Origin of the sequence: Streptomyces ardesiacus, from assembly GCF_003112575.1 — a bacterium.
GTDB classification, from domain to species: Bacteria; Actinomycetota; Actinomycetes; order Streptomycetales; family Streptomycetaceae; genus Streptomyces; species Streptomyces ardesiacus.
In genome coordinates, this window is sequence record NZ_BEWC01000019.1 from 1 (window position 1) to 16,867 (window position 16,867).

General features: G+C 73.8%; 3 protein-coding genes. All 3 read right to left on the reverse strand.

The annotated features are described in order from the left end of the window. Positions 1–7,397, reverse strand: a 7,397-nt coding sequence (locus Sdi02f_RS35385; protein ID WP_438363758.1) for a type I polyketide synthase, incomplete at its 3' end; no start/stop codon positions are given. Continuing rightward, complete coding sequence (locus tag Sdi02f_RS36800) at positions 7,391–12,343, reverse strand: type I polyketide synthase (RefSeq protein ID WP_108934796.1); 4,953 nt, start codon at positions 12,341–12,343, stop codon at positions 7,391–7,393. The genes Sdi02f_RS35385 and Sdi02f_RS36800, both read right to left, overlap by 7 nt. Continuing rightward, positions 12,340–16,839, reverse strand: a complete 4,500-nt coding sequence (locus tag Sdi02f_RS35395) for an SDR family NAD(P)-dependent oxidoreductase (protein WP_108934797.1) — start codon at positions 16,837–16,839, stop codon at positions 12,340–12,342. Before Sdi02f_RS35395 ends, Sdi02f_RS36800 begins: the two co-directional genes overlap by 4 nt. Positions 16,840–16,867: the final 28 nt, after the last annotated feature.

A 16,867-nucleotide genomic window follows, 5' to 3' on the forward strand; every position in this document is an offset into this window, starting at 1 on the left:
CCCACCACCCCATCCGGCCGCACCCCCCACGAACCCAACAACCCCACCAACCCCACACCCACCGCAAACAACCCCGCCTGCGCCACACCCGTCCCCACACCAGACCCCACACCAGACTCCAGCTCCACCTCACCAAACACCACATCCCTCAACCCCACCCCCACCGGCAACACCCCACCCAACTCACCCTCCAACAACCCACACACCCCATCAAACGCCTCAGCAAACACCGGAAACACCCCATACAACCCACGCCCCATCCCCACCCACCCAGACCCCTGCCCCGGAAACACAAACCCCGTCCCACCACCAGCAACAGAAGCAACACCACGCACCACACCCGGCACCACCTCACCATCAGCAACCCCCACCACACCCGCCAACAACTCCCCCACCTCAGAACCCACCACCACCGCACGACACCCAAACCCCGACCGCGACACCGCCAGCGAATACCCCACATCAACCGGGTCCAGGTCCCAGGCGTCGTCGACCCTGGTGAGCAGCCGCTCGGCCTGGGCGGCCAGCGCTTCCTCGGTCCGCCCGGACAGCACCCAGGGCACCACGTTCCGTCGCGGAGCGGGGAGTTCGTCGTGCGGCTCCGGCACTTCGGGCACGTCCCGCCCGGGCGCCTCTTCGAGGATGACGTGGGCGTTGGTGCCGCTCACACCGAAGGACGACACGCCGGCCCGACGCGTCCGCCCCTCCTGCGCACTCCACTCCCGCTGCTCCTGCAACAACTCCACCGCACCCGCCGACCAGTCCACCTGCGCCGACGGCACCTCCGCATGCAACGTCCGCGGCAACACCCCATGCCGCAACGCCCCCACCATCTTGATCACACCAGCAACACCCGAAGCCGCCTGCGCATGACCAATATTCGACTTCACCGACCCCAGCCACAACGGACGACCCTCACCACGACCCTGCCCATACGCCGCTATCAGCGCCTGAGCCTCGATCGGATCCCCCAGCACCGTCCCCGTCCCATGCGCCTCCACCACATCCACATCCACCGCCGACACACCCGCATCCGCCAACGCCGCACGAATCACCCGCTGCTGCGACGGACCATTCGGCGCCGTCAACCCATTCGACGCACCATCCTGATTCACCGCAGAACCAGCCACCACCGCCAACACCTCATGCCCCAACCGCCGCGCATCCGACAACCGCTCCACCACCAACACACCCACACCCTCAGACCACCCCGTCCCCCCCGCACCCGCACCAAACGACCGACACCGCCCATCCACCGACAACCCCCGCTGACGCGAAAACTCCACAAACGTCTCCGGCGTCGCCATCACCGTCACCCCACCCGCCAACGCCAACGAACACTCACCCCGCCGCAACGACTGCACCGCCAAATGCAACCCCACCAACGACGACGAACACGCCGTATCCACACTCACCGCCGGCCCCTCCAACCCCAACGCATACGCCACCCGCCCCGAGACGACCGCGCCGGTGCTGTTGCTGCCCACGTAGTCGTGGTATTGGACGCCGGCGAAGACGCCCGTCGCGCTCCCCCGCAGCGAACCCGGAACGATCCCCGCCCGCTCCAACGCCTCCCACGACGACTCCAGCAACAACCGCTGCTGCGGATCCATCGTCAGGGCCTCGTTGGGGCTGATGCCGAAGAAGTCGGCGTCGAAGTCGGCCGCGTCCTTCAGGAATCCGCCGTGGCGTACGTAGGTCGACCCGGGACGCACGCCCTCGGGGTCGTACAAGCCGTCGATGTCCCAGCCGCGGTCCTCGGGGAACTCCCCGATGGCGTCCGTGCCTTCGGAGACCAGCCGCCACAGGCCCTCGGGCGAGTCGACCCCGCCGGGGAAGCGGCAGCCCATGCCGACGATCGCGATGGGCTCGTCATGGGTGGCCGGGGACGAGGGCACCGAGGAGACCGGTCCCTCGGCGGTCCCGACGAGTTCCTCCTGCAGGTGACGGACGAGAGCCGTGACGGTCGGATGGTCGAAGACGAGAGTGGCGGGCAGCCGGACACCGGTGGCGGTCGCGAGGCCGTTGCGCAGTTCCACGGCCGTCAAGGAGTCGAAGCCCAGTTCGTGGAAGCCGCGGTCGGGCTCGACGGCCAGCGGGGAGTCGTGACCGAGGACCGCCGCCACGTGACCCCGGACCAGGTCGAGGAGCATGGTGTGCTGTTCGGACTCGGGCAGGCCGCGCAGCCGGTCCGCGTACGGCACGCCCGACGTCGAACCGGTCGAGGCGGTCCCGCCCTTCACCGGGCGGCGCGCGTCGCGGGCCGCAGGGCCGCGGAGATGCGCGGCGCCGAGGCCGGCGGGTATCACCGTGGGTTCCGTCGCGCGGAGCGCGGCGTCGAAGAGGCCCAGGCCCTCGGCAGCGGACAGCGGGCGCACGCCGCTGCGCGTCATCCGGGCGCGATAGGTGTCGCCGAGCCCCGCGGTCATTCCGTGCACGGCCGTCGTGCCGTCGCCCTCCCCGACCGGTGCCGTGTCGGCGAGCCAGGGGCCCCAGGCGAGCGAGAGCGCGGGCCGGCCCTGGGCGCGGCGGCGCGCGGCGAGGGCGTCCAGGAACGTGTTCGCGGCCGCGTAGTTGGCCTGCCCGGGAGCGCCGAGGATGCCGGAGACGGAGGAGAACAGCACGAAGGCGGTGAGGTCCGCGTCGCGGGTCAGCTCGTCCAGGTGCAGGGCGCCGGCCACCTTCGGCGGCAGTACGGTGTCGACCCGTTCCGGGGTCAGGGACGACACGACGCCGTCGTCCAGCACGCCCGCGGCGTGGACGACTCCGGTCAGGGGCCGGTCGGCGGGCACGGTCGCGAGGGCGGCGGCGAGCTGGTCGCGGTCGGCGACGTCGCAGGCGGCGGTGGTCACCACGGCGCCGAGTTCGCGCAGTCGCGTCGCCAGCGCGGCCAGCCGGGGGTCCGCCTCGCCGGTGCGGCTGAGCAGGAGCAGGCTGTTTACGCCGTGCGTGGTCACCAGGTGGTGGGCGACCGCGCCGCCGAGGGCGCCGGAAGCGCCGGTGACCAGGACGGTGCCGTGGGGCGGGAACGCGGCGCCGGCGTCCTCGGATCCGGTGCTCACGCGGCTGAGCCGCGCGACGTGCAGTGTGCCCTCGCGAACGGCGGCCTGCGGTTCGCCGGAGTCCAGCAGGGCGGGGAGGAACGCGGCGGCGTCCGCGGCATCGGTGCCGCTTTCCAGGTCCAGCAGGACCAGCCGGCCGGGGTGTTCGGTCTGGGCGGAGCGCACCAGGCCGTGCACGGCCGCACCGGCCAGGTCGATCTCCGTCGCCGCGTCGCCCGCCGTCGCGCCGGTGGTCACCACGACGAGCCGGGGCTGGTCCTCGGAGGGCGCGTTCAGGTGTTCCTGCAGAGCGGCGAGGGTCGTGTGCAGGGTCGCGCGGACGGCCTCGAAGGTGTCCTGTCCGTCCGCCGGCGGGCCGCCCGCGGGCAGGATCCGTACCGTGTGGTCCAGCCCGTCGGCGGACGCGGCCGTGTCACGCCCCGCGCCGTCCTGTCCCGCGGCGGGGACCCAGTCCATGCGGAAGACCGGCAGCCGCTCGTCGGTTCCGGCCGCCCGGAAGGTGACGGAGTCGATCCGGGCCACCGGGGATCCGGTGCTGTCCGCGATGTCGGCCGTGTAGGCGTCGGCGGTGGTCGGCGTGAACCGCACCCGCAGCATCGAGGCGCCCCGGGAGTACAGCGAGACGCCGGACCAGGTGAAGGGCAGCCGCCCGGGTGCGGCGGCGCCCGTCGGGGTGCCCGCGGAACCGGAAGAGGTGGCGTCGGTCCCGAGGGAGGCGGCGAGCGCGTGGGTCGCGGCGTCGAGCACCGCCGGATGCAGGGCGTGCCGGGCACTGTCGTGGCCGGCTTCCGCGGGCAGTGCCACCTCGGCGAGGACGTCCTCCCCGTGCTGCCAGACCGCCCGCAGGCCGTGGAAGGACGGACCGTAGTCCAGGCCCGCGGCCGCCAGCCGGGGATACAGGTCGTCGAGGGCTACCGGCCGCGCGCCGGAGGGCGGCCACGGTGCCGGGTCGAGTCGGGCGTGGTCCTCGGGACGGCCGGTGAGCACACCGCCGGCGTGGTGGGTCCACTCCGGGGTGCCGGACTCCTGGCCCGGGGCGTCGTCCGCGCGGGAGTAGACGCCGAACGACCGGGCGCCCGCGTCGTCGGCGGCGCCCACGACGACCTGGATGCGTATGCCGTCACCGGCCGGCACCGGCAGGGGGGCGAGGAGTGTCAGCTCGTCGACGTGGGGGTGGCCCACCTGCTCGCCGGCCCACAGCGCCAGGTCCACGAAGGCCGTCCCCGGGAGCACCGCGGCGCCGTGGACCCGGTGCTCGGCCAGCCAGCCGCGTGTCGTGGTGGACAGGCGTCCGGTCAGTACCGCTCCGCCCTCGTCCGCGAGCACGGTGAGCGCCCCGAGCAGCGGATGGTCGGCGGGGTCGAGCCCGACCGCTGCCGGGCCCCGGCCCGCGGCCCGCTCGTCCAGCCAGTAGCGGCGGTGCCGGAAGGCGTAGGTGGGCAGATCGGTCCGGCGGGCACCGAGACCGGCGAACACCGCCTCCCAGTCGGGCGCGAGGCCGCTGACGTACATCCGCGCGAGCGCGCTCAGGAGGGTGGCGGTCCCGGGCCGTCCGGCGCGCAGCAGCGGGACCCGGAGCACGGCAGGACCGGCGGCGGGGGCGTCGTGCGCGGGCCCGCTCGTGTCGGTCTCTTCCGCCATGGCGCTGAGGACGCCGTCGGGGCCCAGCTCGACGAACCTGGTGACCTCCTCGTCGGCGAGGCTGCGCACGGCGTCGTGGTGGCGCACGGTCTCGCGGGCGTGGCGGACCCAGTAGTCGGCGGAGCACAGTTCGGCGGCCGTGGCCCGGCGGCCGGTCAGTGTCGATACGAGCGGAATGTGCGGCGCCCGGTACTCCACCGAGTCCGCGACCTTGCGGAAGTCGGCCGTCATCGCGTCCATCAGCGGCGAGTGGAAGGCGTGCGAGACCCGCAGCCGCCGGGTGCTGCTGCCGCGCTCCTCCAGGAGTGCGGCCACCTCCAGGACCGCTTCCTCGGCGCCGGAGATCACCACGGACCGGGGCCCGTTGACCGCGGCGACCGCGACGTCCGTCCTGCCGTGCAGCAGTGTGGCGGTCTCCTCCTCGGTGGCCCGGACCGCCACCATGGCTCCGCCCGCGGGCAGCGCCTGCATGAGCCGGCCTCGGGCGGCCACCAGGGTGCAGGCGTCGGCGAGCGAGAACACTCCGGCGACGTGCGCGGCCGCCAGTTCGCCGATCGAGTGACCGGCCACGAAGTCCGGCAGCAGGGACCACGATTCCAGCAGCCGGAAGAGCGCGACCTCCACGGCGAACAGCGCGGCCTGGGTGTACTCGGTCTCGTCGAGGAGCGCCGCCTCGGGGGTCCCGGGGCGAGCGGTCAGTACCTCGCGCAGTGGCCGTCCGAGCAGTCCGTCGAACGCCTCGCACACCGTGTCGAGGGCTTCGGCGTACGCGGGGTACGCGGCGTACAGCTCCTCTCCCATGCCGGGACGCTGGGAGCCCTGGCCGGTGAAGAGGAAGGCGGTGAGCCCGTTCGTCGCGGTGCCGCTGAAGGTGTTCGGGGCGCTGTCGCCCGCGGAGAGGGCCGCGAGGCCGCGCCGCGCCGTCGTGCGGTCCGTGGCGAGGACGACGGCACGGTGGTCGAGGGATGCGCGGCCGGTCGCCAGCGAGTAGGCGGTGTCGACGAGCGCGGTGTCGACGTCCCCGTCGTGCGTGCCGTGCTCGGCGTGCTCGGCGTGTTCGCCGTGCTCGGCGTGCTCGGCGTGTTCGAGCAGCCGTGCCGCCTGGGCGCGCAGTGCCTCGGCGCCGCGTCCGGAGACGACCAGCGGCACGGGGACGCCGTCCGGTGCGCCGGCCCTTCCCCGGTCCGGGCCGTCGCCGGTGGCGGGCTCCGGGTCCGGGGCGGGTGCTTCTTCCAGGATCAGGTGGACGTTGGTGCCGCTGATCCCGAACGACGACACGCCGGCGCGGCGCGGTGTCGCGGACCGGGGCCACGGCCGCGCCTCGTCGAGGAGCCGCACCCGGCCCGCGGACCAGTCGATGTGCGAGGAGGGCTCGGCGGCGTGGAGGGTGCGCGGGAGGGTGTCGTGCCGCAGGGCCTGGACCATCTTGATGATGCCGCTGACACCGGCGGCCGACTGGGCGTGTCCGATGTTCGACTTGATGGAGCCGAGCCACAGCGGCCGGTCCGCGGGCCGGTCCTGGCCGTAGGTGGCGAGGAGGGCGTGCGCCTCGATGGGGTCGCCCAGCGTGGTTCCGGTGCCGTGTGCCTCCACGGCGTCCACTTCGGAGGCGGACAGCCCGGCGGCGGCCAGGGCCTGGCGGATGACCCGCTGCTGGGCGGGGCCGCTGGGGGCCGACAGACCGTTCGACGCGCCGTCCTGGTTGACGGCGGAGCCGCGGATGACGGCGAGCACGCGGTGTCCGTTGCGCCGGGCGTCGGAGAGGCGTTCCAGGAGCAGGAGGCCCGCGCCCTCGGACCAGCCGGTGCCGTCGGCCTGCTCGGCGAAGGGCTTGCAGCGGCCGTCGGGGGCCAGACCGCGCTGCTTGCCGAACGCGACGAACGGCGTGGGCGTGGACATCACCATGGCGCCGCCCGCGAGGGCGAGCGAGCATTCCTTGCGGCGAAGGGCCTGCGCGGCGAGGTGGGTGGCGACCAGGGAGGAGGAGCAGGCGGTGTCGACACTGAGGGCGGGGCCCTCGAGCCCGAACGTGTAGGACAGCCGGCCCGAGAGCACGGCGGCCGAGGTGCCGGTGCTGAGGTATCCGTCCACGACGTCGGAGACGGCGTCCGCGTCGAGGTCGTCGTAGTAGTCCTGGCCGCCGGTGCCGACGAAGACGCCGACGTCGCGTCCGCGCAGCGCGTCGGGGGCGAGGCCCGCGCGTTCGAAGGTCTCCCAGGCCAGTTCGAGCAGGATCCGCTGTTGCGGGTCGGTGGCCAGGGCCTCGCGCGGTGACATGCCGAACAGTCCGGCGTCGAACGCGCCGGCGTCGTGGACGAAGCCGCCTTCGCCGGTGAAGCCGGTGCCGGTGCCGGTGCCGTCCGGGTCGGTGTCGAGCAGGGCACCGAGGTCCCAGCCACGGTCCGTGGGGGCGGGCCCGATGGCGTCGGTGCCGTCCGCGACGAGGCGCCACAGGTCTTCGGGGGAGCGTACGCCGCCGGGGTAGCGGCAGCTCATGGCGACGATGGCGACGGGTTCCCGCTCGTCCTCGCCCGCCTCGTGCAGCCGCTGCCGGGTCTGGTGGAGTTCGGCGGTGACCCGCTTGAGATAGCCGAGGAGCCTGTCCTGGTCGGCCTGGCCGGTCCGGTCCGCGCCCTCGTCGCTGGCACCGTCGGCCCCGTGTTCCGTCCGGCTGTCACGGACTCCCATCAGGATCCCCCGAATTCTCTGTCGATGAAGGCGAAGACGTCGTCCACGGTTGCCGTGTGAAGCTGTTCGGCGACTTCCACATCCGGTGTCCCCCGTGGACCGGGAACGGTGTGGTCGAGCGTGTTCAGCAGGGCGCGCAGCCGGGCCGTGAGGCCGGCGCGGGAGGTGTCGTCCGGCGGCAGCGCGGCCACCGCCGCCTCCAGGCGGGCCACCTGCGCCAGGACCGGCTCGTCGGGCTCCGTCGCCGGGGCGTGGCCGACGAGTTCGTCGCAGAGGTGCTGGGCGAGCGCCTGCGGTGTGGAGTGGTCGAAGACGAGCGTGGCGGGCAGTCTCAGACCGGTGGCCGCGCCGAGCCGGTTGCGCAGGTCGACGGCGGTGACCGACTCGAAGCCGAGTTCCTTGAAGGCGAGCCGGGCGTCGACCGCGGCGGGCCCGTCGAACCCGAGCAGTGCGGCCACCTGCCGGCGTACCAGTGCGAGCAGGGAGCGGTATCGCTCCGGCGGGGTCAGGTCCGCCAGCTCGGCGGCGAGGTCGCGGCCGTCGGTGCCGTCCGGGTCGTCGGCCGGTGTCGCGGCGGCCGGGTCGGGGAGCGTCTGCAGCTCGGGCAGCGCGTCCAGGAGCGGGCGCCGCCTGGCGAGGGTGTAGACGGGCAGGAAGCGCCCCCAGTCGATGTCGGCGACGACGAGGCCGCTCTCGTCGTGGTCGAGGGCCTTCTGCAGCGCCTCGATCGCGAGGGACGGCGGCAGTTGCGGCAGGCCGAGCGAGCGGAGGTGTCCGGCCGCGTCGTCACCGACCATGCCGCCGCCGCCCCAGGGTCCCCAGGCCACCGAGGTCGCGGTCAGCCCGCGGGCGCGGCGGCGCTGGGCCAGGGCGTCGAGGTGGGCGTTGGCACTGGCGTACGCGGTCTGCCCGGCCGTGCCCCAGACCGCGGCACCCGAGGAGAACAGGACGAACGCGTCCAGCGGACGGTCGGCGAGCAGCGCGTCGAGGTGTTCGGCGCCCGCGGTCTTGGCACGGGTGATCGCGGCGAACTCCTCGAGCGTGGTCTCGGTGACGGGCTTGCCCTCCCCCAGTACACCGGCGGCGTGCACGACGGCGGTGAGCGGCTGGTCGGCGGGCAGACCGTCGAGGAGCCGGGCGAGGTCGTCGCGGTCGGCGGCGTCACAGGCCGCGACCGTGACCTCGGTGCCGAGCGCGACGAGCTCGGCCTCCAGGCCGGCGATGCCGTCGGCCGTGCGTCCGCGCCGCCCGGCGAGGACGACATGGGCGGCGCCGGACCGGGCGAGCCACCGTGCCACGTGTCCGCCGATCGCGCCGGTGCCGCCGGTGACGAGCACGGTGCCGCGCGGCCGCCACGCGCGTACCGGCTCCCGGTCGCCGAGCGGTGCGCGCGTCAGGCGCCGGGCGTAGACGCCGGAGGGGCGGAAGGCCAGTTGGTCCTCGCCCCGGGTTCCGGAGGCGTCCAGGCGGGAGCAGAGCAGCCGCACCGTGCGCACGTCGGCGCCGGCCGGCAGGTCGGCGATGCCGCCCCAGGTCAGCGGGTGGTCGAGAGCCAGGACGGTGCCCAGGCCCCAGACGGCGGCACGCTCGGGCACGGGCGGCTCGTCGTGGCTGTCGACGGCGACGGCACCGCTGGTCAGGCACCACAGGGGGGCGGTGTGCCCGAGGTCCGCGAGTGCCTGTACGAGGGTGACGGTGGCGGTGGTGGCCCGCGCGAGCGCGGGGTGTGCGGGGTGCGTGCGGGTGTCCAGCGACAGCAGGGACACGACGCGGTCGGGCGGCTCGCCCGGCAGCGCGGCGCGTATGCGCTCGGCGAGATCGGCCCGGTCCGCGTCGTCGGGCACCTCGACGGTGACGAGCCGGGGGCCGTGGGCGCGCAGTCCGTCGAGGACGGTGCGCGGCAGGCCCGTGTGGGGACCGGAGTCGTCCGCGGGTGGTGCGGGCACGACGGCGAGCCAGGTGCCGGACGGGATGGCGTCGGCGGGGGCCGTGACCGGCTGCCAGGTCATGCGGTAGCGCCAGGAGTCGACGGTGGCTGCGGCGAGGCGGGCACGGCGCCACGCGGCGAGCGCGGGCACCACGTCCCGCAGCGGTGCGGCGTCGGCCCCGATCAGCCGGGCCAGCGAGTCCGCGTCGCCGGACTCCACCTCGTTCCAGAACGCCGCGTCCGGTGCGGTGTCCGGCGTGGCCGCCGCGGCGCGGTCGGTGTCCGGGGCCTGCGCCCAGTAGCGACGGCGCTGGAAGGCGTAGGTGGGCAGGTCGGCCGGTTCGGCCTGGGGGTGCAGGTCGGGCCAGCGCTGGGGCACGCCCCGCACATGGAGCTCGCCGAGCGCGGTGAGCATCCTCGGCAGCCCGCCTTCGTCCCGGCGCAGGGTGCCCACGACGACGGTGTCCGCCGAGGTCGCCGCTTGCGCGCGGTCCGCGACCGCGTCCAGGGTCTCCTGCACGCTCATGGTCAGTACGGGATGGGGGCTGACCTCGATGTACGTGGTGTGCCCCTGCGCGGCCAACCGGTCCACCGCGGAGGCGAATTCGACGGTGTGGCGCAGGTTGGCGTACCAGTAGGCGGCGTCGAGCTGTCCGTCGGCCACGAACTCGCCGGTCACGGTGGACAGCATGGGGACCGTGCCCCGGCCGGGTGTCAGCGGGGCCAGGTCGCGCAGCAGCTGCTCCTCGATCCGGGCGACCTGCGCGGAGTGCGAGGCGTAGTCCACGGGTATCCGGCGGGCCCGCACCTTCTCGGCGCGGAGTTCGTCGAGCAGCGCGTCGAGCGCGTCCGCGTCCCCGGAGACGGCCGTGGAGCGGGCTCCGTTGACGGCGGCGACGGACAGCTCGTCCGGCCGCCGGGCGAGGCGTGCGCGCAGTTCGGCGGCGGGCAGCGCCACCGAGGCCATGCCGCCGGGCCCGGCGAGCCCGCGGGCGATGGCCCGGCTGCGCAGGGCGACCACGCGTGCGCCGTCCTCGAGTGACAGCGCACCGCTGACACAGGCGGCGGCGATCTCGCCCTGCGAGTGGCCGACGACGGCGTCGGGGTGGACGCCGTACTCCTGCCACAGCGCCGCGAGGGACACCATCACCGCCCACAGCAGGGGCTGTACGACGTCGACGCGGTCCATCGCGGGGCTGTCCGGTGCGCCGCGCAGCACCTCGCCCGGCGACCAGTCCAGGTAGGGGGCGAGCGCCTTCTCGCAGTCCGTGAACCGCTGGGCGAAGGCCGGTGCGCCGGCCAGCAGTTCCGTGGCCATCCCCGTCCACTGCGAGCCCTGTCCGGGGAAGACGAACACGGTCCTGCCGCGCACGTCGGCACGGCCGGTGGGCACCGACGCCGGGGGCGTCCCGGCTGCCAGGGCACGCAGGCCGGCGACCAGTTCGTCCCGGTCGCCGCCGACGACGACGGCCCGGTGGGCGAAGGGCGAACGGCCGGTGGCCAGGGTCCGCGCGACGCCTGCGGGCGAGCGCCCCGGGTTCTCCTCCAGATACGTCGCGAGGCGGTCGGCCTGGGCGGTCAGCGCGTCCGGGGTCTTCGCCGACAGGGGCCAGGCGACGGCCGTACCGGCGGACGCCCCGTCGTCCGGCACCCGGTCGTCCGGTGTCCGCGGGTGGGCGTCCTGGGGCGCCTGCTCGATGACGACGTGCACGTTGGTGCCGCTGATGCCGAAGGAGGACACGGCGGAGCGCCGCGGCCGGCCGGTGTCGGGCCAGTGGACCGGCTCCGTGAGCAGCCGCACCTGCCCGGCGGACCAGTCGACGTGCCGCGTCGGTTCGTCCACGTGCAGGGTCTTCGGCAGGATTCCGTGCCGGGTGGCCATCACCATCTTGATGACGGCCGCCGCTCCGGCCGCGGCCTGCGGGTGGCCGATGTTGGACTTGACGGAACCGAGCCACAGCGGCCGGTCCTCGGTGCGTCCCTGCCCGTACGTGGCGATGAGCGCCTGCGCCTCGATGGGGTCGCCGAGCGTGGTTCCCGTGCCGTGTGCCTCCACGGCGTCCACGTCCGCGGTGTCGAGCCCGGCGTCCGCGAGAGCCAGCCGGATCACCCGCTGCTGCGCGGGCCCGTTGGGCGCCGAGATGCCGTTGCTGGCGCCGTCCTGGCTGACCGCGGAGCCCCGCACGACGGCCAGCACGGGGTGGCCGTTGCGTACGGCGTCGGAGAGCCGTTCCAGCAGGAGCAGGCCGACGCCTTCGGACCAGTTGGTGCCGTCCGCCGCCTCGGCGAACGACTTGGCCCGGCCGTCGGGTGCCAGGCCCCGCTGGCGGCTGAAGTCCACGAACATCTCGGGCGTGCCCATCACGGCGGCCCCGCCGGCGAGAGCGAGGTCGCTCTCGCCCTTGCGCAGCGACTGGCAGGCCAGGTGCAGCGCGACCAGGGACGACGAGCACGCCGTGTCCACGGTGTAGGCGGGGCCCTCGAGACCGAGCGTGTAGGCGATGTGCCCGGAGGCGAAGGCGCCGCCGGGGCTGCCGCCGGCGTAGTCGTGGTACATGAGGCCGGCGAACACCCCCGTGGCCGTGCCTTTGAGGCTGCCCGGGTCGATGCCGGCGCGCTCGATCGTCTCCCACGCCACTTCGAGGAGGAGCCGTTCCTGCGGGTCCGCCCGCAGTGCCTCGCGCGGGCTGATCCCGAAGAAGGCGGCGTCGAACTCGGCGGCGTCGTGCAGGAATCCGCCGTGCCGCACGTAGGTCTTGCCGGGGCGGCCGGGGGTGGGGTCGTAGATCCCCTCGGTGTCCCAGCCGCGGTCGACGGGGAACCCGCTGATGGCGTCGGTGCCGTCGGCGACCAGACGCCACAGGTCCTCCGGGGTCTGCACATCGCCCGGGTACCGGCATCCCATGGCGACGACGGCGACGGGCTCGTGGGCCCTCGCCTCCACGTCCCGCAGGCGCTGCTTGGTGTGCCGCAGGTCGGCGGTGGCGCGCTTGAGATAGTCCCGCAGCCGTTCCTCGCCCGTCATCGGCGGTCCCCCCGTTCCGAAGCCGTTCCCGGCCCTGTCTCTGGTGCTGATCGCGTGCGGTCGGCGACGTCGGACGGCCCGTCGGCGTGCGGTCCCAACTCCCGGTCCAGCGCCGCGAAGAGCTCGTCGTCGGTGACGATGTCGAGGTCCTGCTCCGCCTCGTGTTCCGGCTCCGGTCCCTGGACCGTGTGCCACTTGCGCTGCAGCGCCTCCAGGCGGGCCGTGATCCGCGCGAGGGCGGCCGGGTCCGCCGCCGGGCCGCTCGTGCCGTCACCGCCGGGTGCGCCGTTCTGGGCGGACAGCGCGAGGAGCGCGGCCTCCAGTTGGTCGGCCTCGGCGAGGACCGCCTCGACCGGTCCCAGTGGTGCGGATACCAGCTCGGCCCGCAGATGGCGGACCAGGGCTTCCGCGTCAGGGTGGTCGAAGACGAGGGTGGCCGGCAGCTTGAGGCCGGTCGCCGTCGCGAGCGCGTTGCGCAGTTCGACCGCCGCCAGGGAGTCGAAGCCCAGGTCCGTGAAGGACCTGCCGGGTTCCATGGCGTCGGCCGACCCGTATCCGAGGACCTCCGCGACGTGCCGTCCGACGAGTTCCGTGAGGGTCCTGTCCTGCTCGGCGGGGGACAGTCCGGACAGCCGCTCGGCGAGGTCCGGGCCCTCCTGCGCCCGCCCGGCCGCCCCCGCGGAGCGCCGGACGGCAGGGCCTCGGGCGAAGCCCCGCAGCACCGGCGGCAGTTGACCGCCGCGGGCCCGCAGGACCGGCACATCGAGCCGTACGGGCACCAGCGTGGCCGCGTCGGCGGCGAGGGCCGCGTCGAACAGAGCGAGGGCGTCCGCCGTGGCCAGCGGCGGCAGGCCGAGCCGGTCGAGGCGTTCGCGTCCCGCCCTGTCGAGGCGGGCCGCCATCCCGTCGCTCTCCGCCCAGAGCCCCCAGGCCAGGGACAACGCGGGCAGTCCCTGAGCCCTGCGGTGCTGAGCCAGACCGTCGAGGAACGTGTTCGCCGCGGCGTAGCCCCCTTGTCCGGCGCCGATGAGGTAACCGGCGGCGGAGGAGAAGAGAACGAACGCCGACAGGTCCATGCCCGCCGTCAGTTCGTGCAGGTGGTGGGCGCCGTCGGCCTTGGGCCGGAGTACCGTCTCGACCTGCTCGTCGGTCAGTGAGCCGACGAGGGCGTTGTCGACGACGCCTGCCGCGTGCACGACCGCGGTGAGCGGGTGCGCTGCCGGGATCGAGTCCAGCAGCGCGGCCAGCGCCTCGCGGTCGGCGACGTCGCAGGCGGCCACGCGTACGTCGACCGGGGCCTGTGCCGTCAGCTCCGCCACCAGGTCGCGGGCGCCCGCCGCCTCGATGCCCCTGCGGCCGGCCAGCACCAGGTGGCGTACGCCGTGTTCACCGACTAGGTGCCGGGCGAGCAGGGCGCCGAGACCACCGGTGCCACCGGTGATCAGCACGGTGCCGGAGGGGTCCCAGGCGCCGGACGCCGGGGGCGCCGGGGCCGCGGCGGGGACCAGACGAGGCACGAGGGTCTTCCCCGCCCGCAGGGCCAGCTCGGGCTCTCCCGAGGCGATGGCTGCCGTGAGCGACCGCCGGGACGCCTCGTCGTGATCGATGTCCGCGATGTCGTGATCGATGTCCGCGATCACGATGCGTCCGGGGTGCTCGGCCTGCGCGGCGCGTACCAGGCCCCATACCGCGGCTTCCGCCGGGTCCACCGTGGTGTCGCCCGCTTCGACGGCGTTGCGGGTCAGCACGACCAGCCGGGTCGCGGCGAGCCGCTCGTCGGCCAGCCAGGACCGGAGCCGTGCCAGCACCCCCAGGGTGCGGGCCCGGACGTCGGCCGGTGCGCCGGTCGGCATGCCGGGAGGGCAGGACACCGACGTGTGTGGCGTCGGCATGCCGTCGTCCGCGGCGACGATCAGCACCTCGGGAGCGGGGGCTCCGGCCGCGAGGTCCGCCAGGAGCGCGGCGAGGCCGTCGTCGTGACGCGCCGTTTCCCCGCCGCCGCCAAGAAGCGCGCCGACCGGGACGTCCGCCCGTCCGACCGTGACCCAGCCCGCCGTGTCGGCCGGCTCGTCCGTCGTCGCGGCGACGCTCCAGTCGAGCCGGAAGAGCGACTCGCCGGCGGCCGTGCCCCGGCCGGTGCCGAGCTGCTCCGGCGACACGGGCCGTACGGCGAGGGACCGCACGGAGGCCACGGGCTCGCCGTCGGCATCGGCCAGCGTCACGGACACGGCTCCGTTGTCCGCACCGGTGGGCGCTATGCGCACGCGCAGCGAGGTGGCGCCGACGGCGTGCAGGGTCACACCGTTCCAGGCGAACGGCAGCAGGGTCCGTCCGGTGCCGGTGCCGGTGTCGGCCGTGTCGGTGCCCGTGCCGAGGAGCTGGGCGTGCAGCGCCGCGTCGAGCAGGGCGGGGTGCAGGGCGAACGCGTCCGTGCCGGCCGGTCCGTCCTCCGGAAGGGACACCTCGGCGAACAGTTCCTCGCCGCGGTGCCAGACCGCACGCAGGCCGGCGAACACCGGTCCGTAGTCGTACCCGAGGGCCGCGAGCCGCTCGTAGGCACCGTCGATGTCGACGGGTGCCGCCTTCTCCGGCGGCCAGACGGTGAGTTCCCCGGACTCCGTCCCCGTCCCGTCGTCCTCCGAGGTGAGGACTCCGGTCGCGTGCCGGTCCCAAGGTGTGTCGTCCGGTACGCCCTCGGTACGGGAGTAGACCGTGACGGGTCGTCGTCCGCTCTCGTCCCGCTCCCCGACGACGACCTGGAGAGCGACGGCCGTGTCCGTGGCGAGGGTGAGCGGGGCCGCCAGCGTCAGTTCTTCCAGCACGGGAAGGCCCACGCGGTCTCCGGCCTGGATGGCCAGTTCCACGAACGCCGTGCCGGGCAGCACGACGTTGCCCAGTACCTGATGGTCGGCCAGCCAGGGTGCGGTGCCCAGGGCCAGGCGCCCCGTCAGGGTGATTCCGCCCGTCTCCGGGGCGACCACGGCCGCTCCGAGCAGAGGGTGGCCGGGGGACACCAGTCCCGCGGCCTCCACCTGGGACGGGGCCTCAGGCGTCAGCCAGTAGAGGCGGCGCTGGAAGGCGTAGGTGGGCAGGTCGATCCGCTCGGCGCCCTGGCCGGCGAAGAAGGCTTCCCAGTCCACCGAGACACCGCGCTCGTGGAGCCGGCCCACACCCTCGACCAGCGACAGCACCTCGTCCCGGCCCTTGCGCAGCAACGGCACACCCACCGCAGCCGACCCCTCACCCACCGAGTCGGCCACCATCCCCGACAACACCGACCCCGGACCCACCTCCACGAACGACACCACACCCGCCGCCTCCACCACCCCCACCGCATCCGCAAACCGCACCGCCGACGAAATCTGCTCCACCCAATACCCCGGCGACGACATCACCCCCGCCCCCACCACCCCACCCGACACCGACGACACCACACCCACACCCACCGGATCACCCAACTCCAACCCCTCCACCACACCCCGGAACTCCTCCAACACCCCATCCATCAACCCCGAATGAAACGCATCCGCCACCTCCAGCCACCGCACCCGCCGCCCCAACCCCACAAACCCCGCAACCGCCTCCTCCACCGCACCCCGCACCCCCGACAACACCACCGACCGAGGACCATTCACCGCCCCCAACCACACACCCCCACCCAACAACGGCACCACCTCACCCTCCGACGCCTCCACCGCCACCATCACCCCACCCGCACCCACACCCTCCATCAACCGACCCCGCGCACCCACCAACACACACGCATCCTCCAACGACAACACCCCCGCCACCCACGCAGCACACACCTCCCCCACCGAATGACCCACCACCCAATCCGGCCGCACCCCCCACGAACCCAACAACCCCACCAACCCCACACCCACCGCAAACAACCCCGCCTGCGCCACACCCGTCCCCACACCAGACCCCACACCAGACTCCAGCTCCACCTCACCAAACACCACATCCCTCAACCCCACCCCCACCGGCAACACCCCACCCAACTCACCCTCCAACAACCCACACACCCCATCAAACGCCTCAGCAAACACCGGAAACACCCCATACAACCCACGCCCCATCCCCACCCACCCAGACCCCTGCCCCGGAAACACAAACCCCGTCCCACCACCACCACCAGCAACAGAAGCAACACCACGCACCACACCCGGCACCACCTCACCATCAGCAACCCCCACCACACCCGCCAACAACTCCCCCACCTCAGAACCCACCACCACCGCACGACACCCAAACCCCGACCGCGACACCGCCAGCGAATACCCCACATCAACCGGGTCTGCATCCGTCACGCTGGAGGAGAGACGCGCGGCCTGCTCACGCAGCGCCTTCTCACTCCGGGCGGACAGGATCCACGGGACGACGGAGGCCGACGGAACCGACTGGTTCTTCGGGGATGCTTGTGTGGCCTCGACCAACGGAGGCTCTTCGAGGATGACGTGGGCGTTGGTCCCACTGAGTCCGAAGGACGACACGCCGGCCCGACGCGTCCGCCCCTCCTCC